This is a genomic window from Mycolicibacterium mageritense (assembly GCF_010727475.1).
GTDB lineage: Bacteria > Actinomycetota > Actinomycetes > Mycobacteriales > Mycobacteriaceae > Mycobacterium > Mycobacterium mageritense.
The window spans coordinates 1,665,558-1,686,665 of record NZ_AP022567.1; the positions used below are offsets into that span (position 1 = coordinate 1,665,558).

Consider the following 21,108-nt stretch of genomic DNA (forward strand, 5'->3'; position numbering starts at 1 on the left):
AACCACTGCGCGGCGTCGGCATCGGGGCACCGACCAGAGCACCTCTGGTCGAATTGCGAAGGAGAGACATGGCGTTGACCAAGGCGGAGTTGCTACACGCGTATCGCAAGATGGCCGAGATCCGGGCATTCGAGGACCGGCTGCACGAAGAGAACGCAACGGGCGACATTCCGGGGTTCATCCACCTGTACTCGGGTCAAGAGGCGATCGCGGTCGGAGTATGCGAGAACCTCGGTGACCGCGACTACATCGGCTCTACGCATCGCGGGCACGGGCACTGCATTGCCAAGGGCTGCGACATCCGGGCGATGATGGCCGAGATCTTCGGCAAAGACGACGGCTTGTGTCACGGCAAGGGCGGCTCGATGCACATCGCCGACCTGTCCGTCGGCATGCTCGGCGCCAACGCGATCGTCGGCGGTGCCCCCTCGCTGGCGATCGGTGCGGCACTGACCGCCAAGACACTCGGGAACGGCGGTGTCGCAGCAAGTTTCACCGGTGACGGCGGGTCGAATCAGGGCACCGTGTTCGAGGCCATGAACATGGCGGTCGTCCTGGAGCTGCCGATCGTCTTCGTGATCGAGAACAACGGCTACGGCGAGGCCACCGGACGCGACTACGCCGTCGGGACGACCAGCATCGCCCAGCGATCGGCGTCCTTCGGCATGCCCGCGACCACCGTGGACGGGACCGACTTCTTCGCCGTGTACGACGCCACCAGCGAGGCCGTGCAGCGGGCCCGCAGCGGCGGAGGCCCCTCGACGATCGAGGCCGTCGCGCACCGATTCCACGGTCACTTCGAGGGCGACGCCCAGCTGTACCGGACGCCCGAGCAGGTCGCCGAACTGCGTACCACCGACGACCCACTGCAGAAGTTCCGCGCATCCGTCGCGAAGACCATAGGCGCTGACGAACTCGACGAGATCGACCGGGTAGCTCGTGAGCTTGTCGGCACAGCTGTGGCCGAGGCCCGCGCCGCAGCCTATCCGCCGGTATCCAGCCTGCTCACCGACGTCTACGTCGCGTACTGAGGGAGAAACACGATGAGCCTTTCGAAAATCACCTACCGCGAGGCGGTCAAGGACGCGCTGGCCCTGGAGATGCGGCGTGACCCGACGGTCGTCCAGATCGGCGAGGATCTGCGCGGCGGCCAGGGCGGCAGCAATCCGGCACTGGCCACCGAGAAGGTCGAAGCGTTCGGTGGCGTTCTCGGTGTCACCAAAGGCCTGTGGAGCGAGTTCGGGTCAGAACGCGTCATCGACACCCCCATCACCGAATCGGCCATCATCGGCATGGCGGCTGGAGCGGCGTTGACGGGTCTGCGGCCGGTCGCCGAACTGATGTTCATGGACTTCTTCGGTGTCTGCTACGACGCGCTCTACAACCAGGCCGCGAAGTTCCGATACATGTTCGGCGGTAAGGCCCGTACGCCGCTGGTGGTGCGCGGCATGATCGGTGCCGGGTTCTCCGCGGCCGCGCAGCACTCCCAGTCGCCCTACAACGTATTCGCCGCCGTGCCGGGCCTCAAAGTGGTGGCGCCGTCGAATCCGTATGACGCCAAAGGACTTCTGATTCAGTCGATTCGTGATGACGATCCGGTCGTCTTCTGCGAACACAAAACGCTGTACGACATGAAAGGTGAAGTGCCGCAGGAGTCCTACACCGTCCCCCTCGGGGTCGCCAACTACACCCGGGAGGGCAGTGACGTCACCGTGATCGCTCTCGCGGCGATGGTGAACGTGGCCAACGACGCTGCCGATGCCCTTGCCGCCGAAGGCATCTCCGTCGAGGTGGTCGACCCCCGTACGGTTTCCCCGCTCGATGAGGAGAGCATCCTGGAGTCGGTGGCGTCGACCGGTCGGGTGGTCATCGTCGACGAGTCGGCGGCGCGGTGCGGGTTCGGGCACGATGTCGCCGCGCTCATCACGACGAAGGCGTTCTGGTCGCTCAAGGCGCCGATCGAACTCGTCACGCCGCCGCACACCCCTGTGCCGTTCTCACCGGCGCTTGAGAAGGAGTGGCTACCCTCGGTCAGCCGCGTCGAGGACGCCATCCGCCGGGCGGTGTCGGCATGAGTGACCTGGCCGTCATCGAGATCCCGAAATGGGGCCTCTCGATGGAAGAAGGCACCGTCGTGGAGTGGCTCGTCACCGAGGGCACCACCTTCAACAAGGGCGATCTGCTGTGCGAGATCGAGACCAGCAAGATCACCAATCAACTCGAAGCCCCGTTCAGCGGCTTGCTGCGAAGGATCCTCGCCAAACCCGGTGACACTCTCCCGGTCAGCGCGCCCATCGCGATCTGTGCACCCCCGTCCGTCAGCGATGCCGAAGTTGACAGTTTCGCCGCCGATCTCGCAAGAACGACAGGCGTGGCGTCACCCGCACCATCGCAACCCGCGACCGCCCCAACCGCTACTTCCCCTGTCGTGCAGTCGATCCCGGCCGCAACCCCTGTGACGTCGTCGGCCACGCACGTCGCCGGCGCCACCGTCGTCCCCGACGTGCTGCGTGGCAAGACCGAGGCTGACGTGTTCGCCACCCGTCACGCCCTGCGGCTGGCCGACGAACTGTCGATCGACCTGGCACGCGTGACTCCCACTGGGCGGGGCGGCCGCATCTCGGTGACCGATGTCGAGCACGCCATCGTCGACGCGGGCGGGTCGGTCGCCGCCAAAAACCGGGCCGTCCGCAGCGGCATCCCCGGTAGGTCGACCCGCGACGATAGTGCAGTCGCGGCCACCCCCGTCGCGCGCCGGCTGGCCGGGATACTCGGAATCAATCTGCACGACTGCCGCGCAACAGGTTCGCGGGGCCGGGTCTGCGAAGCGGACGTACGGGACGCGGCACGCCGATTCAACCCGGAATCCGCTGCCGCGCCGAATGCGCCGTCAGCCACTGCCGCCGACCACGAGACGATTCCGCTGTCTGCCATGCGGAGGGCGATAGCGTCACGCTTGCAGGAGTCGAAACGCAACGCCCCTCATTTCCGGCTGACCGTGGATCTCAAGATCGACGACCTGTTGCGGCTGCGCGATGAGATTAACGCGACCGTCGCGGGGGTGAAACTGTCGGTCAACGACTTCATCGTCAAAGCCTGTGCCATGGCGCTGGTCAAGGTGCCCGATGTGAACATCCAGTATGACGAGCAGGCGCAGTCCGTGCTGCGCTGCGCATCCGCGGACGTCTCCGTCGCGGTCGCTCTCCCTACCGGGCTCATCACACCCATCGTGCGCGGTGCGGACGGCCGGTCGCTCGCCGAAATATCCGCCGAAATCGCCACATTGGTGACGAAGGCAAAAGCCGGCACGCTGCAACCCGACGAGTTCCAAGGGGGCACCTTTACCGTGTCGAACTTGGGCATGTTCGGTGTCAGGCAGTTCGATGCGATCATCAACCCGCCCCAGGGCGCGATCCTGGCCGTCGGAACCGCCACCAATCGGCCGGAGATCGCCGGCGGCGAACTTGTTTCGACAACCATTATGTCCGTGACCTTGTCGTGCGATCACCGGGTCATCGACGGCGCCACGGGAGCGAGGTTCCTCCAGCAGTTACGGGCTTACGTCGAATCCCCCGCCCTGATGTTGGTTTAGGAGATTCCGAAATGACCGACAACTTCGATGTCCTGGTGATCGGCGGCGGCCCCGGCGGCTACGTGGCCGCCATCCGGGCCGCCCAGCTGGGCCTCAACACCGCCCTCGTCGAACGTGACCGTCTCGGCGGAATCTGTCTGAACTGGGGCTGCATTCCCACCAAAGCATTGCTGCACGGCGCCGATGTCGCCCATGCCCTGGCCAATGCCCACGAGGTGGGATTCACCATCGGTGCAGTCGAATTCGACATCTCGAAGCTCGTGCAGTTCAGCCGCAACGTTTCGGCGCGACTCTCAGGCGGAGTCGAGTACCTGATGCGCAAGAACGCCGTCACTGTCATCGCCGGCACCGCGCGGTTGGCAGGCAAGGGACTCGTCGACGTCAGCACCGACGCAGGCATCCAGCGTTACCGCGCCGACCACGTGATCCTGGCAACGGGCGCCAGGCCGCGCACCGTCCCCGGACTCACTCCCGACGGTGAACGGATCTGGACGTACTTCGAAGCGTTGCAGCCGTCCACGTTGCCGCGTTCGCTTGTCGTGGTCGGCTCGGGAGCCATCGGGGTCGAGTTCGCCAGCCTCTACCGAGACCTCGGCACCGACGTGAGAATCGTGGAGATGGCGCCACGCATCATGCCCGCGGAGGATACGGCCGTATCCGAATTCGTCAGACGGCGCTTCGAGAAGCGCGGAATCGGTGTCTACACAGGATCTCGCGTGACGGCCGCGACAATCCACGACATCGGGGTCGATCTCACCGTCGACGGACCCGGCGGCCCGGAGGATGTGACTGCCGAGCGGGTTCTCGTGGCGGCGGGAATCCAGGGCAACATCGAAGGGCTGGGACTCGGGGATATCGGCGTCGAGACGTCAGGCGGCACGATCGTCACCGATGATTGGTGTCGCACAACGGCATTCGGCACGTACGCGATCGGCGACGTCGCGGGCGGCCCGTGCCTGGCCCACAAGGCGAGCCACGAAGCGGTGCTGTGCGTCGAGCACATCGCGGGCATGTCCCATACGAGACCGCTCGACACCAACCTGGTTCCCGCCTGCACGTATGCCCGCCCGCAGGTGGCGAGCCTGGGGATGACAGAAGAACAGGCAAGGTCAACCGGACGCCGCCTGCAGGTCGGCACCTTCGACCTGCAGGCTTCGGGGAAGGCCCTGGCCATCGCGGAAGCCGACGGTTTCGTCAAGACCATCTTCGATGCCGACAGCGGAGCCCTGCTCGGAGCCCACATGGTGGGCCCAGACGTCACCGAGCTGATCCAGGGTTTCGGGATCACCGCGTCGCTCGAAGCCACCGCCGATGACCTCGCGGACGTGATTTTCGCCCATCCGACGCTTTCGGAAGCCATGCACGAATCCGTGCTCGCCGCCCTCGGCAAACCGCTCAACAGCTGAGGGCGAGGCCTGCTGGAGGTTCCCGCTACTGTGAACACCATGACTCGCCCTGCAGTGACAGGAGCGTCCGTCGATCTGGTCCGGCACGCTCGATTGCTGAGTGAAATCCGCGAAGCGGTGCTGTCCGGCCAACAGCCACCCCGGCAGCCGCGCCCGCTGGTCGCCCGGTCCTGGGAGCGGCTCTGTACACACGGCATCTCTCCCGACGATTGCGGGCGGTCGACCTCGGTCACCCTGTCCGAGGTCGAGAACCGGCGCAGCCGCAGCGACTTGCGGAAGGTGCTGCCCGACCTGCGGGCAGTCCTCGGGTCCGCGGCCGCCTCTGCCGACTTCGTGGTGGTCATCGCGGACAACGACGGCGTCGTGCTCTGGCGCGACGGAGCACAGACCATCCGTCGCACCGCCGATCAACTCGGATTCGTGGAAGGCGCCAGCTGGGCAGAAAATGCCGTCGGTACCAACGCGATCGGCACCGCCCTCATCGAGAACACCGGAATCACGCTGTTCTCCGCCGAGCACTACGCCCGCCGCCAGCACAGCTGGTATTGCATCGGCGAACCTGTCCACGATCCGCGCTCGGGAGACATCCTCGGCGTGATCGACATCAGTGGGCCCGCGATGACACTGCACCCGTCGACGGCAGGGCTGGCGCAATCGGCCGCCCGGCTCGCCGAAGCCACCCTGTGGCGGCTGCATCGAGAAAGCCTCGACCGCCTGTGCGAACAGAGCGCCGCCCTGCTCGCCGGCGCGGCCCCGGCCCTGGTGGTCGACGAACACGGCTGGGTCGCCTGCGCGCGGGGTTTGGAAAATCCCGGGCGCATCGCAGCCCCGTCACCTGAGGCCGCCGTCTTCGTACCCGGGCTCGGCCTGACAGTCCCGGAACCGCTCGGCCACGGCTGGATCCTCCGCCCGCACCGGGTCGACGCGCACGTAGAACTCGAACTCGACCTCGGCGACACGCCTCGAGCGACCATTCGTGGCGACGTCACCTGGACGCGCGGACTCTCCCCCCGCCACGCCCAGATCCTGCGAATGCTCGCACAAAACACCGGGCATGGAGTCAACGCAACCGATCTCAGCATTGCGCTGTACGGCAACGCCGAACACACCGTAGCTGTTCGCTCGGAGATGTCCCGCCTGAGAAAGCGTCTCGGTGCCATCATCACCGGCCAGCCCTACCGATTCTCCGACCAAGTCGCAGTACGAGTCCTCACCGGCCTCGAGTCGGCCTGAGCCCGAGGCCAGGCGCTCATGTCGGCCGTCATCTCGGGGCGTCGGCGCTACCGGCTATCGCGATTCCGCTGGGTCACCGTGAGTAGCGCGATGTTTACGGACCGCCAATCGCAGCTCGGTGAAGTGCCGGAAGAATCCGAACGCATAACTTGGCTCTTCGAGGCACTGATACTCGAGAGGAATGGAATCGGGAACCTGGTAGTTGATGGCTAGTTGGTTCACAGGGATCCCTTCTGCTGTTGCGCACGAGCGGTCCGATACCGCTGGCTCGACGGCAGCGGACGGGGTGCGCGACTTTGACCCGCCACGTCCCATCGAGGAAGGATCTCGGCCCAGTCTGTGGCCTGCCGATAGGTGAGAATCCGCGAGACGAGGTTGTCGGAGGGGACCGCGGGTGCGGGACCATACCCAGCCCACAAGGTCTGATAAAGCGAGTCGTAATAGATGACGGAGTCGCGCAGATTCTCATGGTCGTCAGGCCGCAGAATGGTCATGGCCTCAGAAAAGGAGGCCAAGGATACCGCCAGGTGAAGCAGGTTCTCGTCGAGTCCTGGGTAGCTCTTGCCCTGGGCAAAAGCAATTCCGGCCTCGATGACCGTGGCCATCTGCTGCAGTTCCGGCGCACTGATCTCGTAGGCGTTCAGGATCTTTCGGAAGGTACTCCCCTGGTCGTCGTGCGGCCCGAGTTTGGCGCCGCTCAACGCGAAGGGCGTCGCGTCGGCCGGCACCGCCGTGTCGGCGTCCACGAATTCGAAGGTGGCCCCACAGTCGACGAACCTCCGGATCAGCCACGGTGACGCCACCCGGTCCAGATGGATGCGCCTACTGGTTACCCACAGCACGTCGTTTTCTCCTTACCGAAATCCATGTTGACGGGTGGACGCATCAAGAGTCGCTTGCCAAGGGAGGGGCGCCGGCGCGAGCGGAGAACGTGTGCCGCATCTCGCCGATCGACTCGGCATACGTCGTGAGCTCGTCACCGGGCTTTAACAGAATCTGCGGTGTGCGGGTGAAACCCACACCACTGGGAGTTCCCGTGAAGATGAGGTCACCGGGAAGTAATGAGACGGTGGCGGACAGGAATTCGATGATCGCGGGAACGGAGAAGATCATGCCGCTGGTCCGGCCCTTCTGCATCGGCATCCCATTGACGGCACACCCCAATTCAATGTCGTCAGGGTTATCGAACTCATCGGGCGTCGCCACCACTGGGCCTATCGGGGTGAATCCCGGGAAGGACTTTCCCAGGCTCATTTGTTGCGGAGCCGAACCTGCCCACTGCGTGTACCGCTCCGAGAGATCCTGCCCCACGGTGATACCGGCGACGTGCCGCCATGCCTCGTGAGCGGGAACCTGATCTGCGCGCGTGCCGATCACCACGACGAGTTCGGCCTCGAAGTCGACGGCACCCTGTGGCAGCGCGATGCAGTCGTAGGGTCCGGCGATCGACGATGGAAATTTCGCGAAGACCATGGGGATCGTCGGTGTATCAAGGCCCGATTCCTCCACATGGGACGAGTAGTTGATACCGATGGCAAAGATCTGGCGTGGACGAGGCACGGGACTGCCGATTGCCGCGTTGTCGCACATCGTTACCGGTTTCACACCACCGAGATAGTCTGCAGCCCAGAGTCGTAACTCATCCCATTGCTCATAGAGGTCTTGCGGATCTGACCCGAAGGCTCCCCCACTAGCCTGCTCGACGTCGACGGTCCCACCGTCGGTTTCGAGCGCAGCCCGCCCACCGATGTTGTATAAGCGCATCATTTTCCCTTCGAATGCCTTCGTTACCAGCGCTCGCTAGCGTCGTTCTGCCATCGCGAGAGACCATGAAACCGCCTGCCTCCATTGGAAACTGTGAGCGCCCTAGCGCTCATTTGCTCGGTTCCGTGCCGTGGAGCGCGCCCACGAATCGGCCAATCCCCTGCGCTCGTCATCTGTCGCCACGACCCCTTTCCCGTACAACGTTCCCGTCGGTTAGTGGGTTCGAGACTGGCGAGCACCAGGGAGGGGTGGGGAAGTTTCGGCCCTGACAGCGCCCGTGTTCGACTTGTCAGTTCGGCGACACTGGCTCCGTTGGCTGGTGCCTCGACCATTTTTCTCCGCGTCGAAATGTGGTCCCCAGGGGTCCGGTTCAAAGTCCGGTCCCTGGAGAGGTGCTGTGGCTTCCTCAGGGGTGGCGTAATTGTCGATCTGCAGTTCAACGAAGTTCCCATCGGGATCGCGGTAGTAGACGACGTCGTGACACCGTGTTGAACCGGCACCGTGGGCGGGCGAATTCCTACGCTGGCAAGGTGCTGGCATTGGTCCAGGAGTTCATCGAGCGTGCTGAAGGTGAAGGCCATGTGGTTCATTCCGGCAGCCTTCGGATTCTTCGGTTCCACTCCGTCGGGCAGCGCAGCGATGGTAGTGAGATGATGCTCCTCGTCCAGGTCAGGAACATCAGGCCGACGCCCGCGAGTACCACGTGCGCATTGAGGATTTCCGCGTAGAACTGCGCCAATGATTCGGGGAGACCGGTCTGCAACACGACATGCGCTAGTGTCCTGCGCCGGGAATTCGTTGAAGATATGAACCGAGTCGTTCGAAGATCTCGTCGGCGGTCTTGGTCCAGTTGAACGGGCGGGGGTTGTCGTTCCAGTCTGCGATCCACTCGCGAATGTCCTTCTCGAGGGCCTGAATTGAGCGGTGAACGCCGCGGCGCAGTTTCTGGTCGGTGAGTAACCCGAACCACCGCTCGACCTGGTTGAGCCACGACGAGTAGGTCGGGGTGAAGTGCATGTGGAATCGGGGATGGGCGGCAAGCCATTTGGTTACTGTCGGCGATTTGTGCGTCGAGTAGTTGTCGCAGATCAGATGGACGTCCAGGTCAGCGGGCACGGTGTTGTCCAACTTGGTCAAGAACTTCTTGAACTCGATCGCGCGGTGCCGGCGGTGAATCGAGCCGTAGACCTCGCCGGTGGCCACATCCAGGGCGGCGAACAAGGTGGTGATTCCGTGCCGCACGTAGTCATGGGTGCGGCGCTCGGGCATGCCGGGCATCATCGGCAGGACCGGCGCGCTGCGATCCAAGGCCTGGATCTGCGATTTTTCATCGACGCAGAGCACCAGTGCCTTCTCCGGCGGGTCCAGATACAACCCCACGACGTCACGGACCTTGTCGACGAACTGCGGGTCGTTGCTGATCTTGAAGGTGTCCACCTGATGCGGCTTGAGGCCGAACGACTTCCAGATCCGTCCGACCGTTGACTTCGACAACCCGGTCTCAGCCGCCATCGAAGACCGCGACCAGTGCGTGGCGCCTTTGGGTTGACGCTCCAACGTGGCCACGATCAGCTGCTCGACCGCCTCGTCGGTGATCTTGCGCGGCGCACCAGGACGCGGCTCATCGGCCAGACCCTCCAGTCGCGCCTCCAGGAACCGTCCACGCCATTTGCCGACCGTTTGCGGCCACACACCTTCATCAGCGGCGACTTCCTTGTTGGATTTCCCTGCCGCGCAACCCAACACGATCCGACAACGTTGGGCCAACGCCTGCGAGGACTTCGATCGACGGGCCCACCGCTGCAACGTCTCACGTTCGTCGTCGGTCAACACCAACTCGACTACCGGCCTACCCCTGGTTCCCACCCGCCAATTCTACAATTAATCAACTAATTTACGGCGCAGGACACTAGGCGCGGGCCTTGTGCGGACATATGTGGGCTCCTTCTATTCAAGCTTGACGACTCTGATACAGCAATCGGTGAGGCCGCGGGTGAAAACTGTTCCACTGCACGGCGAACGCGTTAAGCGTGTCGCGGAAACCGCGATTTCATACCAACCCCTATGAACAACATCTGTTGTCTATAGTGAAGCACAACACATGTTGTTGAGGCAAGCTCATGCTTGTCGACTGCGGCGGCCATGGAGTATCGAGGTTCCGGTGGACCTCAAGTCCGTTTGCAGACACTTTGGGTCGCAACGGTATTAATCCAGGAGCGCTTGTGCCGCACCATCTCCCGGTACGGGAGCCTCGCACGGTCCGGCTGTTACCGCGACAGATTCCGGCGGTTGTAGCTCTCTACGGCTAGAACCTACAGTCGGCCATGTGGCGCCGACAGAGCCGGGCCACCATCGGCGGACAAGTGTCCAGCCCTCAGCACTGCATCAGTAAGCGCTTGATCTGTGCAGTCAGGTGCTGCACATCGAAGGGCTTGTCGGAGTAGAGAAGTTGATCGATCAGCAGACCATCGATCATCGCGACGAGCCCCGGCGCATGATACTCAGGATCCGCGCATCCGACGGCAGTCAGAATCCGTGCGGCGGCTTTTACGAAACGTTGTCGCGCCTCAGCGATTTCGCGGCGCAACTGATGATCACGTGCCGATTGCAACAACACCTCGTGATGGGCTATGTAATGGTGGCGCATGTCGGGCAAAAAAGAACGCGTTAGGCGTTCGGCAAAAAAACTCGCGGTCCGATCTTTGCTCATCCGCCGGGCGGGAAGCTCCTCCAAGGACACGATGTCAAGTTCGAGCAGACGTTGAGTCACCGCGCGCAACAGCGCCGTGCGCGTGCTGAAATAATTCGCCGTCGACCCCAGCGGCAAGTCGAGTCGGCGATCAATGGCCCGATGCGTCAGCCCGCGCCCCCCCTCGGTCGCCAGGACTTCGATCGCGGCGTCGACGATCGCGGTGCGCCTCGCCGCTGGGGCGGGGGTGTCCACGTCCATGACGCCCAGGTTACGCAATGCCTGCTCGCCAGAACAACAGCGTTGCGATCTAATCCCGCACAACAGGTGTTGTGTTAGACATCACGCGCGTTCGGAGCTCTGTGAGGCGGCGTGCCCCGCATGGACTTCGTCCAGGAACCGGCCGATCTCACGTGCACACACCACAGGTGCGTCTGAGTTCATATGGTGTCCAGCGTGTTCGACGATGACGAGTTGGGCCGCAGGCATCGCGGCAACCATTTTCGGGCCCCAGAACGCGCGGGGATCTTCGTCTCCCCACATGATCAATGACGGGCAGGTGATCTGATTGAGCTGCGCTTCGATGCTGTTGGCGGTGCCGGGCACCTGAGCCACGAGTGGCACTGCCCTTCGATCATGCTGCAGTAACACCGACAGCTCCTGCTCCGCCGCTTGCGGATGCGCCTGAACCCAGCCCGATGCGTGGAACGCTGGCTGTATCCGGACTGCCGCCGCACGACGCCGCCCGTCATCGGCTTCCGCGAGGGCTCGGCCGAAGGCCGCCATCGCGTCCACCGCCTCTCGCGCCGGCCCATCAGGTCCGGCCCCTTGAGTCACCAAAGCACCCACGCGGGTGGGGTACTTGAGGGCGACCCGCATCGCGACCGCCCCGCCCTGTGATAGTCCGACCAGCGCGACTGGTCCTGCGTCGAACGTGGAGATCAGTGCGCCGACGCCCTCCACAACGTCCTCCAGAGTCCACCCCCCAGCATCGAAGCCGCTGCACCCGTGACCGGGCAGATCCACTGCAACACAACGGTATCGGTCGCGGAGCGTGAGTATGACATCCTGATACATCGCACCGCTGGCGAAAGTTCCGTGTAGAAACACCACCAGCGGACCCTTCCCCTGATCGGTATAGGCCCAACGGATTCCGCCGATCTCGACGGTGCTGTCCGAAGCATGGTCGTGAGCAGCGTTCACACTGACCCCTTGGTCGGGAGTGCACCCGCGCCTCGCACCGCGTCGAGCACCGCACCGACATCGGCGGGCAGGCAATCACCCCGCCACGCTATGTGCTGGTCGGGGCGAATGAGCACCAGTGCGGTTCCGTACGTTTCGCGAATCACCACTGTGCTGACAGCCAGGACATCAAGTGGCATTCCGCGGTCCTTCGCCGCGGTCTCGAATTCGGACGTATCAATGGGTTGGTCGCCGGTGACCAGGAGCGTGAATCCGACTCCGAACCGGTCATAGAGTGACGTCTGGTCGTCAATCCAGACGTGCGGGGCGCGGCACCCCGGGGTGGCACTCGGCTCGTAGATCCCCTGCGTCAGCGCCGGCGGCTCTGTGCCGTCCGAGACCACAATCGAAGACCCGTGGTAGTGCGACCCCAGTTGCGCTCCAAAGCTCTGGAATTCCGCTTGCTTAACAAGCCTGATTTCGTCGCCGATCGCTTCTCTCAGCGCCACACCCTCTGGGGTACTCGCCGAAATGTTGTCACGTGCGAACGACGCTGGGCTTCTCTCCGTGTTGACAAGGCAAGCGTCCTGGATCCAGGCGATGACCGGTCGGCGCTCCTCGGCATAGGAGTCCAGCAATGCCGGACCACCCCACCCTTGCAGCACGCCTGCCAGCTTCCAGCCGAGATCCGCCGCATCCCCAATGCCAAGGTTCATTCCGAATCCGCCCATGGGAGAGATGAGATGGGCGGCATCGCCGGCCAACAGGACTCTTCCATACCGGAAGTTCGGTGCGAGCAGGGAACGGATCGTCACAGCGCCGCCGGACACCGGGGCCGCGCCGAACTCGAACCCCACATTGCGGTAAAGGGCCTGTTGCGCGAGAGGCCAACTGTCCCCATCAGCATCCTCTACGGCGAAACCAAATTCGTAGTGATCATTGCCCTGTGGGATCAACATCGCGTAGTCGCGGTGCTCATTGACGAACAGGACGAACGAGGACTTCCCGACGTCGATCTGATCCTTGAGCTCGGGTGCATGGATGTTCCAGATGCTGAACTGAGCGAGGTCGGGGATGCCTTCCATTCGCACACCAAGTGCCTTACGGATTGTGCTACGGCTGCCGTCGGCCGCAATGAGGTAGTCCGCGAAAGCTGTCGCTGCTGCGCCGCTGCTGTCCTCATAGTTCACGCGAACGGTGTCCGCGTACTGCTCGAATCCCGTCATCGTACAACCGAATCGGATGTCGATCAGTGAGTTGCCAACGGCTGCGTCCTGGAACGTCTTCTCGATCGCATCGTTGGGCGCCCATACGGGGCGATCCGACGAGAACGGAACTCGAAAGTCGAAAGCGAGCATCTGCGTAAGGTCGAGCACGACGTGACCATTGAGTGCGGTCACGTAGGTGACACTGCGAGCGAACTCTTGTTCCACCGGATCATTGCTCCGCAGATCATCAGCGATACCCCACCGGCGGAAGTGTTCCATGGACCGCATGTTGGTCAGGTTCGTGCGGGCAAGGTTGTACTCACCCCGATTCCGGGCCTCGAGTATCACCGTGCGCACACCGTGGCGTGCCAATTCCAGTGCTGTGCCGATACCGACGGGCCCACCGCCGACGATGACCACCGGATCACTGCTCTTAGTCATAGGCGTACCTTTCGCTGCAACGTGCTGAGTCATTCTGGGAATGGAATCTGTCTTGAGTCACGCCGACCGACCGGCAGTACGAAACGCTCGACACGGCAACGGGTATCGGTCGAGGATCTCAGCGACTTTTGTCTCATCGGCAGCCTCGCCCAACTCGATGACCGAGTGGATGACGCCTCCGTCGGCGGTGGTGACGACGGACTCCACACCGGGTATGCCTGCGAGTGCGTCGACGAGTGCCCGTCGGACGGCATCTGCCCTCAGCGTGGGCTTATAGGGCTTGCCCACTGCGGTGAGCGGAAGCGCCTCCAGTACCGTCACAGACTTTGGCGCGGCAACTTGTTCTGGAACCCGGCCGGCCGCCCACGCCAGCAAGTCTTCTTCGTTGATCGACTCGCCCGCCGCCAACGTGACATAAGCAACCGGAACCTCACCGGCATGGGTGTCGGGGCGGCCGACAGCGGCAGCTGCGGTGACGCCCGGGTAGGTAGTCAAGGCTTCCTCGATGACGGCGGGGTCGATGTTGTGCCCGCCGCGAATGATCAGATCCTTCGCCCGGCCATGTAGATAGACGAATCCCTCAGCATCAAGATGTGCCAGGTCACCCGTGTTGAGCCATCCATCGATAAGAGTATTCAGGCCATCGAGCTGGTGAGCACCTGTGTCATCCTGACCCATCACGTATCCCGCGAACAGCGTTGGTCCGCTGAGCGCCAACACGCCTGTTGCGCCGGTCGGCAGATCGTGCCAGTGACCGTCTTCGTCGATCCTGACGATCTTGGTGTTCTGGTACGGAAACCGCTGACCGACCGAACCTTCCCGGACCATTCCGGGGAAGCTCAGCGCACTGGCGCACGTTGCTTCGGTGAGCCCGTAGCCTTCCACCAAGGTGACCCCGATACCGCGCTCGAACCGCTGCCGGACCGCACGAGGCAGTGGTGATGCCCCCACGATTCCATGGCGAAGGGAGCTGATATCGGCGTCTACCGGGTGCTCGGCCAGTGCCGCATATACCGTTGGAACTGCGCTCATCAGAGAGATCTGGTAGCACTCGACCAGCTTCCAAAATGACGGGTACAGCAACTGATCCCGGTAACCACGTGGGCCCGCCCATACTACGTTGTACCCCTTGAACATTGGCGCGAGAACGCTGACCACAAGCGCGTTCACATGGAAAAGCGGCAACGCCGAGAACAAGGCCGCGTATTCGCCCAAGAGCGGAGCCGCCGCGATCATCCACGCGTTCGTGACCTGACCTGAATGCCGTTGAGCCGCCAGCTTCGGGACACCGGTCGTTCCGCCGGTGTGAATCAAAGCAGCCAGATCCGATCCCACGGGCGGTTCCCCGACGAATGTGGACGGATCCTGCTCTGCTGCAAGCTCATACAGATACCCGAGGCGCACCCCCTCGATTACCGGCATCGAGTCGCACCCAGAGTTGCCCGGAGTGTGCCGCAGTGCCAGCACGGTATCCAGCAAGCCATCGCGGGCGAGCTCGATGGCGAGCTGCCACATCGAATCGGACAAGTCAGGTCCAGCCACAATGAGAACGCGAGCACCCGACCGACGTAGTAGCTCCTTGATGTGAGTCCGGGACAAACCCCCGTTGATCGGTGCCGCGATTCCGGCCACCTGAGCGGCAAGCGTTGCGGTGATCAGTTCAGCGCAGTTGGGCGCTATCAGCGCCACCGCATCGCGGCGTCGGACGCCCACCGAGTGCAAGAGATTGGCGCATCTGTGCACTTCAATGAGGAGCTGAGAGTAGCTGCACTGCATCGGTTCTCGCCACCGACTGGCATCAGGAATGACCGCCAGCGCATTCCCATGCGGCCAGAGCGCAGCAGCTCGCACCAGAAGCGAATATGTCGAATCAGGAAGACCCCGTTCGGCGAGCGGAACGGTCTCGATATCGGCGAGGTCGTCGGGACTTTCATACTTTGGCCATAACTTGTTTTCCTCAATCGCAGACGTGTCAATCGACGCGGTTGCCATCCCGCGGCCCTCGGCACTACTGGCCCTCTTGGTCATCGCTGGGCTCCTTTACCTGAGCGGGACACGGCCACCCCAAACAACGGCTGTTGTTCAACAGAAACACAACATCTGTTGTTTCCGCAAGCCTCTGCCCGCGGCCGCACGGCGATCGATCCCGCGGCGCAGGGGTGGGCCGAACGGACAGAGACTCAAGACTTCCCGCTACCCAAAGGCTTGCCTGAACAACACTTGTTGTGATTACATACAACAACAACTGTTGTTCAGTTGTTGTTGCACTGACTGAGCTGAGACATTTCCGTCTGCGTTCACAGACCAAGTGAGTCAAGAGAGATCAACTGCCACGATCGTTCTTAGGCACGGTCGGCAAAGGTTGAGGACCAGGAGTGGGACCACAATGGAACAACACGTAACGCCCGCCGCCGGCGAGCCCGCAGGCATCGCCAGTCCGGCACGCCTCGCCCACGTCGTACTCAGGACGACGCAATACGACGCAGTAGTCGCGTGGTACAAGCTCGTCTTAGGCGCCCGCGTGCAATTCGAGGCGTCGGGGAAGATTTCTTTCCTCACCTACGACGACGAACACCACCGAATTGCGGTCGTCAATGTTCCTACGTTGGCGGACCGCCCGCCGATGGCAATTGGCGTCGACCACATCGCCTTCACATACAACAGTATGTGCGACCTCGTCGACACCTACGAAAGGTTGAAAGCTGCCTCGGTGAGGCCGTATTGGACGATCAATCACGGACCTACTATCTCTTTCTACTACCGTGATCCGGACAACAACCAGATCGAGCTGCAGGTTGACAACTTCGCGACGAATGACGACGTCAACGAGTTTTTGGCGGCTGAGTTTCCAACGAACCCGATTGGTGTGGAATTTGATCCCGATGAGTTCGTGCGCATGTTTCGCGACGGTGTACCCGAAGCCGAACTCCGCAAGCGTCCCGATATCGGGCCGATCGATATTTTCGAGGCTAGTCGTACGTTGTGAATCGACAGTACGCAGCTGTACTTGCAGTGCACTGCCATCCGGCGATTGCTACGAATGGAAACGGGATCTGGCACTGTGAAACACAGTACTGTTAAGCAGATCTCACCGAGAGTATCAGTGGCCGGCCTGAAGAAGTCCGAGACGGTCGCGCGGAGGCCGGCCTGTGTCGCAGGCATTTCGCCCCGGGAGAGTGCACCGATGCGATCTGGGACGTAGCTGGAGCGGTGTTCATCTGCATCGCACCGCCGCTGTGCAGATCTAGGAAGTAGACGTGCCGTCTGCAGTGTTCCGGCCCACTCATTTCGTGAAGCCTTGATAAGGCGGAACACGTTGACAGTCAACATCTTCGAACCGCATCCTCGGTTACCGAACGAGAATGAGGAGTTGCGCGGCGAGATCCGCGGCCTACCCGTAGATAACAGCCGCCCCTTCAACGCAAGGCGTTCAAGCCCTGGTTGGTGCCATGCCATCGACAGCTGTTGCGGCGGAGCAGAAGACACGAGCACCGAGAACGCTGGCAACGCCAAAGCCTTGTGCCTGTACCTGCCTGAGGCGCGGCACGAGTGTGTTCAAAGGATCAGCACGATGCGAGAAACCCGAAACAGCGGCAGTGCGTCAAACACGCCTCCCTACAAAATGGCCGGCTTCGCTCTATGTCTTGTTGTTGCGCTGGTCGTCGCACTGGTGTGGATGCAGTTCCGTGGCGCCTTCGGCCACAACGTCGAACTGGTGGTCTACTCCGGCAGGGCAGGCCTCGCAATGGACCCCGGATCCAAAGCGACGTTCAACGGGGTGCCTATCGGCCGGCTCACCGCCGTGAACGTGGCAGACGTCGACGGCGACCAACAGGCCATGCTGACCCTGGAAGTCAAACCCAAGTACCTCAAGCTGATCCCGGCAAACGTGACCGCTGAACTGAAGGCCACCACGGTGTTCGGCAACAAGCACGTCTCGTTCCTGTCGCCGGATAACCCGTCGCCGCATCGGTTGACACCCGGTACGCCGATCCGCGCCCAGGGCGTGACGACGGAGTTCAATACGCTGTTCGAGACCATCACCGCAATTTCCCAGCAGATCGATCCGATCAAGCTCAACGAAACCCTGACCACCACCGCGCAGGCCCTCGACGGGCTGGGTGACAAGTTCGGCCAGTCGATCATCAACGGCAACGACATCCTGACCGATCTCAACCCACGTATGTCTCAGAGCCGTCGTGACATCGCCGGTCTGGCCGACCTCGGCGAGGTCTACGGCAACGCCGCCCCCGATCTGTTCGACGGTCTGACCAACGCCGTCACCACCACCCGCGCTCTCGACCAGCAGCGCGGCAACCTGGACCGGGCGCTGGTCGCCGCGGTCGGCTTCGGCAATACCGCTGGCGACATATTCGAGCGCGGCGGCCCCTACCTGGTCCGCGGCAACCAGGATCTGCTGCCGGTCAGCGCGACATTCGACCTCCAGAGCCCGGCCCTGTACTGCACCATCCGCAACTACCATAACGCCGCGCCGAAACTTGGCGACATGTTCGGCGGCAACGGCTATTCGGCCCAAACCAACTCACTGCTGCTCGGCGTGGGCAACCCCTACGTCTATCCAGATAACTTGCCTCGGGTCAACGCAAAAGGAGGGCCGGAAGGCCGACCGGGATGCTGGCAACCGATCACCCGTGACCTTTGGCCGGCGCCGTACCTGGTCATGGATACCGGTGCTTCGATCGCGCCCTACAACCACCTCGAACCCGGACAACCGATGCTGACCGAATACGTGTGGGGCCGGCAGGTCGGCGAACCGGCGATCAACCCATGAACGAAGGATCGCTCCTCTCTCACACTCCGCGGTGCCATCATCACCGGCCAGCCCTACCGGTCCTCGCCAGGTCGCAGAACGGATACTCACCGGCCTGGATGCCTCTTGAGGTCGTCTGCATCCCTGCGAAGTCGTTTCATGCGCCGCCGGGCCGGATCCGCAGCCTGACCGGTCCGGCTCGCACGAATACGGATGGAGACGTATCCATGCACGATCGACACTTCGGCAAGACAGTGGTGATTGCCCTCGGGATCGCGGCAGCTCCACTTGCTTCGGCCTGTTCCAACGGCGACGGCGGGAAAGAACCGCCCCTGTCCCCTACGTCCGAGATCTCGATTCCCACGTCACCGGTCGAGACGACCAGCCCACTGCCCGGCGGGGCCGACCCAAACCGAACAGAGCGGCAACAGCGTGAGCCCACCGGTGACACCGCCGACGACAACCCCGTCGGTCGATGAGGGGCCAGGAGATGAACCACCCGGCCTTCCGGGCAACGACAACGGCCCCGGCGGCAGCTAGCGGTTTCCATACCGCTTGGCGCGCAGCATTTTTCATATGCCGAGAAATAACGAAGAACCCGAATCCCGAGTATTCGTCTGACCGAGAGGGTGGTGTCGTACGCTCAGACACGTGGTTGACCTCGCCTACGTCATCGCCGGATCCGAAGCAACGGGCGGCGCCGGCCTGCAAGCGGACCTGCGCACCTTTCAACAGCTCGGCACATACGGCGTCGGCACCGTGACGTGCATCGTGTCGTTCGATCCGAAGGCGAACTGGGCGCACCGGTTCGTCCCCGTCGAACCACAGGTGGTCGCCGATCAGATCGAGGCGGCGACCTCGGCGTATGACCTCGACGTAGTCAAGATCGGCATGCTGGGCACCCCCGCGACCATCGACGTCGTCGCCCAGGCCCTTGCCCGCCAGTCGTGGCGGCACGTGGTCGTCGATCCCGTGTTGATCTGCAAGGGTCAGGAGCCCGGCGCCGCGCTCGACACCGACACCGCTCTGCGTCAGCAGATCCTGCCGTTGGCGACCGTCACCACCCCTAACCTGTTCGAGGCGCGCACCCTGGCCGGCATGGAGGAGATCTCGTCGGTCGACGATCTCGTCGAAGCGGCCGGGCGCATCGCCGAGCTGGGCCCGCGTTACGTCGTCGTCAAAGGTGGAGTCGAGTTTCCCGGTGATGACGCCGTCGACGTCGTCTTCGACGGCAACGACGCCGCGATCCTGCGTGCACCCAAAGTCGGCCACGCCCGTGTCGCCGGCGCGGGATGCACCCTGGCGGCAGCAATCACCGCCGCACTCGCCAAGGGAGCCGACGTCGCGGACGCCGTACGCCTGGCCAAAGAGTTCACCACCGCCGGCATCATCGATCGGGTCAGCGGCCACACGCCGTTCGACGCCGTGTGGCAGGGCGCGCAAGTCTCGTCAGTGGACACATAGCGTCAACGCGACGCTCGGTGCCGACAGCGTCGCAACGACGACGAGTGACATCAGCATCGCCTTTGGCTGCCAACGACTCTGATGCGGGGGCTGCATGAGGCGCAGCGCCCGATCCGCCACCGCAGTGCCGGCTGCCGCCAATGCGCCGTCGGGCAGGCCGTGCCGAGTGCCCAGGACGACCAGACTGGCCAACAGCGGCGCACGGCCGTGCGTGCGGATGGAGGCGTCGTCGGCACACATCTCCAGCAGCGCAGGCACCGACCGGATGGCGCCACGCATCAAGGGCAGTTGCGGTAGCGCGGCCGACAGCGCGGTGAGAACCGCCACGACGTGGTGATGGTGTCCGCGCAGGTGAGCCCGCTCGTGGGCCAGGACCGCTGCCAGCTCGGGCGGTTTCAGGAGGGCAAGTGCCGAGGTGGTGATGACGATGGCGCGTCGACGACCGCCGGAGACGCAGTAGGCCGTCGGCTGCTCGGCGGTCACGACGACGACATCGTCGTCGCCGGTCGGTCGGCCGATGATGCGGACCGCTTCTGTGTGCCGGCGATTGGCGCGCCGCACCTTGAGCATCGCGACGACCACGCGGTGTGCCGTGCGGACTGCGACCGCAGCGGTGACGGCAAGAAGCGCGCCGGTCAGAACCGTGGCAACCACCGGTGGAAACTCCACGGCCTCCGTGATGCCCAAAGTTTCCACGCAGAACGTCAGCGCGGTGTGGGTGATCAGACTGTGCGCAGCACCTACCACCAAGATCACCAACGCTGCACCCCATGCGAACAACGCCGTTGCAACTGTGGTCAGCCAGCCGGTGACCGCCAGCCGGGGGCTGACGCCGTCCGACGCCAAGCGCGAGAGCACTGTGGGTGCCAGCCAGCTCAGCGCCACCGCGTAGATGAGCAGATAGGTGACCGCGTTCATCGCGCCTCACCTTCGGTGAACCGCTGAAGTGCGTGTTTGAGCTTCGCGGAGTCATCGTCGGCGATCTGTTCCAGAAAGAAGTTGAGGATGAGCTCGCCGTCACCTCCGGTCTCGAAGACCGTGCGCATGAGCCTTGCCGAGTGTTCTTCGCGGCTCATGACGGGGCGGTAGTGGTAGGCCAGGCCGACCTTGTCTCGCAGCAGCCAGCCTTTGCGAAACAGGTTGTCCATGGTGGACAACACGGTGGTGTAGGCGATCTGGCGGCGTGCGATGAGCTCATCATGAACGCTGCGCACCGACGACGGCGCCGTGCGCAGCCACAACACATCCATCACGACGGCTTCGAGTTCGCCGAATGTTCTCAATCCCATACCGCCTGCGCGCCTCACACCCCTTAACCTACGGCCTAGGTACGTAGATTCGTTGTAGCACACGCGTCA

At 63.2% G+C, this 21,108-nt stretch carries 18 protein-coding genes; 9 read left to right on the forward strand and 9 right to left on the reverse strand.

The annotated features are described in order from the left end of the window. Window positions 1–68: 68 nt before the first annotated feature. Genes G6N67_RS08115 through G6N67_RS08135 form a run of 5 tightly spaced genes read left to right on the forward strand, consistent with a single transcriptional unit; the run spans window position 69 to window position 6,231 of the window. Entirely contained in the window at window positions 69–1,031 is a 963-nt protein-coding gene (locus tag G6N67_RS08115; protein WP_036433036.1) for a thiamine pyrophosphate-dependent dehydrogenase E1 component subunit alpha, read from the forward strand. Window positions 1,032–1,043: 12 nt separating this feature from the next. Next, complete coding sequence (locus tag G6N67_RS08120) at window positions 1,044–2,075, forward strand: alpha-ketoacid dehydrogenase subunit beta (protein WP_036433035.1); 1,032 nt, start codon at window positions 1,044–1,046, stop codon at window positions 2,073–2,075. Further along, window positions 2,072–3,592, forward strand: a complete 1,521-nt coding sequence (locus G6N67_RS08125; RefSeq protein ID WP_036433034.1) for a dihydrolipoamide acetyltransferase family protein — start codon at window positions 2,072–2,074, stop codon at window positions 3,590–3,592. The genes G6N67_RS08120 and G6N67_RS08125 overlap by 4 nt, the downstream gene beginning before the upstream one ends. An 11-nt stretch (window positions 3,593–3,603) precedes the next feature. Continuing rightward, window positions 3,604–4,998 carry a dihydrolipoyl dehydrogenase gene (lpdA, locus tag G6N67_RS08130; RefSeq protein ID WP_036433033.1) on the forward strand — a complete coding sequence of 465 codons (1,395 nt, stop codon included), beginning with the start codon at window positions 3,604–3,606 and terminating at the stop codon, window positions 4,996–4,998. Between the two features lie 39 nt (window positions 4,999–5,037). Next, window positions 5,038–6,231 carry a helix-turn-helix domain-containing protein gene (locus tag G6N67_RS08135; RefSeq protein ID WP_036433032.1) on the forward strand — a complete coding sequence of 398 codons (1,194 nt, stop codon included), beginning with the start codon at window positions 5,038–5,040 and terminating at the stop codon, window positions 6,229–6,231. 218 nt (window positions 6,232–6,449) lie between these two features. Here the strand turns inward: G6N67_RS08135 and G6N67_RS08140 are convergent, their stop codons facing one another. The 7 genes from G6N67_RS08140 to G6N67_RS08170 all read right to left on the reverse strand — a co-directional run bounded on the left by G6N67_RS08140 (window position 6,450) and on the right by G6N67_RS08170 (window position 15,507). After that, window positions 6,450–7,073, reverse strand: a complete 624-nt coding sequence (locus tag G6N67_RS08140; protein ID WP_051578744.1) for a chromate resistance protein ChrB domain-containing protein — start codon at window positions 7,071–7,073, stop codon at window positions 6,450–6,452. Between the two features lie 43 nt (window positions 7,074–7,116). Continuing rightward, a complete protein-coding gene (locus G6N67_RS08145) occupies window positions 7,117–7,995 on the reverse strand; it encodes a fumarylacetoacetate hydrolase family protein (protein ID WP_036435632.1) in 879 nt (292 codons plus the stop codon). Window positions 7,996–8,769: 774 nt separating this feature from the next. Then, window positions 8,770–9,861, reverse strand: coding sequence for an IS630 family transposase (locus tag G6N67_RS08150; protein ID WP_036429724.1), 1,092 nt, complete (start codon window positions 9,859–9,861; stop codon window positions 8,770–8,772). A gap of 508 nt (window positions 9,862–10,369) precedes the next feature. Continuing rightward, window positions 10,370–10,945, reverse strand: coding sequence for a TetR/AcrR family transcriptional regulator (locus tag G6N67_RS08155; protein WP_051578743.1), 576 nt, complete (start codon window positions 10,943–10,945; stop codon window positions 10,370–10,372). An 81-nt stretch (window positions 10,946–11,026) separates the two neighbouring features. Next, on the reverse strand, window positions 11,027–11,887 hold the full coding sequence (locus G6N67_RS08160) for an alpha/beta fold hydrolase (RefSeq protein WP_051578742.1): 861 nt from the start codon (window positions 11,885–11,887) through the stop codon (window positions 11,027–11,029). Beyond that, on the reverse strand, window positions 11,884–13,515 hold the full coding sequence (locus G6N67_RS08165) for an FAD-dependent monooxygenase (protein ID WP_063835119.1): 1,632 nt from the start codon (window positions 13,513–13,515) through the stop codon (window positions 11,884–11,886). Before G6N67_RS08165 ends, G6N67_RS08160 begins: the two co-directional genes overlap by 4 nt. Window positions 13,516–13,572: 57 nt before the next feature. Beyond that, window positions 13,573–15,507, reverse strand: coding sequence for an acyl-CoA synthetase (locus G6N67_RS08170; RefSeq protein ID WP_051578740.1), 1,935 nt, complete (start codon window positions 15,505–15,507; stop codon window positions 13,573–13,575). A 394-nt stretch (window positions 15,508–15,901) separates the two neighbouring features. Between G6N67_RS08170 and G6N67_RS08175 the strand changes: the two genes are divergently transcribed. The 4 genes from G6N67_RS08175 (at window position 15,902) to thiD (ending at window position 19,750) form a co-directional block, all read left to right on the forward strand. After that, entirely contained in the window at window positions 15,902–16,501 is a 600-nt protein-coding gene (locus G6N67_RS08175; RefSeq protein ID WP_036433029.1) for a VOC family protein, read from the forward strand. A 585-nt stretch (window positions 16,502–17,086) separates the two neighbouring features. Further along, window positions 17,087–18,307: an MCE family protein gene (locus G6N67_RS08180; protein WP_036433027.1), complete on the forward strand. Its 1,221-nt coding sequence runs from the start codon at window positions 17,087–17,089 to the stop codon at window positions 18,305–18,307. Between the two features lie 206 nt (window positions 18,308–18,513). Then, on the forward strand, window positions 18,514–18,765 hold the full coding sequence (locus tag G6N67_RS08185; RefSeq protein WP_036433025.1) for a hypothetical protein: 252 nt from the start codon (window positions 18,514–18,516) through the stop codon (window positions 18,763–18,765). Between the two features lie 172 nt (window positions 18,766–18,937). Continuing rightward, a complete protein-coding gene (gene thiD, locus G6N67_RS08190) occupies window positions 18,938–19,750 on the forward strand; it encodes a bifunctional hydroxymethylpyrimidine kinase/phosphomethylpyrimidine kinase (protein ID WP_036433022.1) in 813 nt (270 codons plus the stop codon). On the opposite strand, the gene G6N67_RS08195 is transcribed toward thiD, so the two are convergent. Beyond that, window positions 19,736–20,668 carry a M56 family metallopeptidase gene (locus tag G6N67_RS08195; RefSeq protein WP_036433020.1) on the reverse strand — a complete coding sequence of 311 codons (933 nt, stop codon included), beginning with the start codon at window positions 20,666–20,668 and terminating at the stop codon, window positions 19,736–19,738. The genes thiD and G6N67_RS08195 overlap by 15 nt on opposite strands. Beyond that, the gene (locus G6N67_RS08200) at window positions 20,665–21,039 is read right to left on the reverse strand and encodes a BlaI/MecI/CopY family transcriptional regulator (protein ID WP_036433017.1); all 375 of its coding nucleotides are present in this window, start codon (window positions 21,037–21,039) and stop codon (window positions 20,665–20,667) included. The genes G6N67_RS08195 and G6N67_RS08200 overlap by 4 nt, the downstream gene beginning before the upstream one ends. Window positions 21,040–21,108 lie beyond the last annotated feature (69 nt).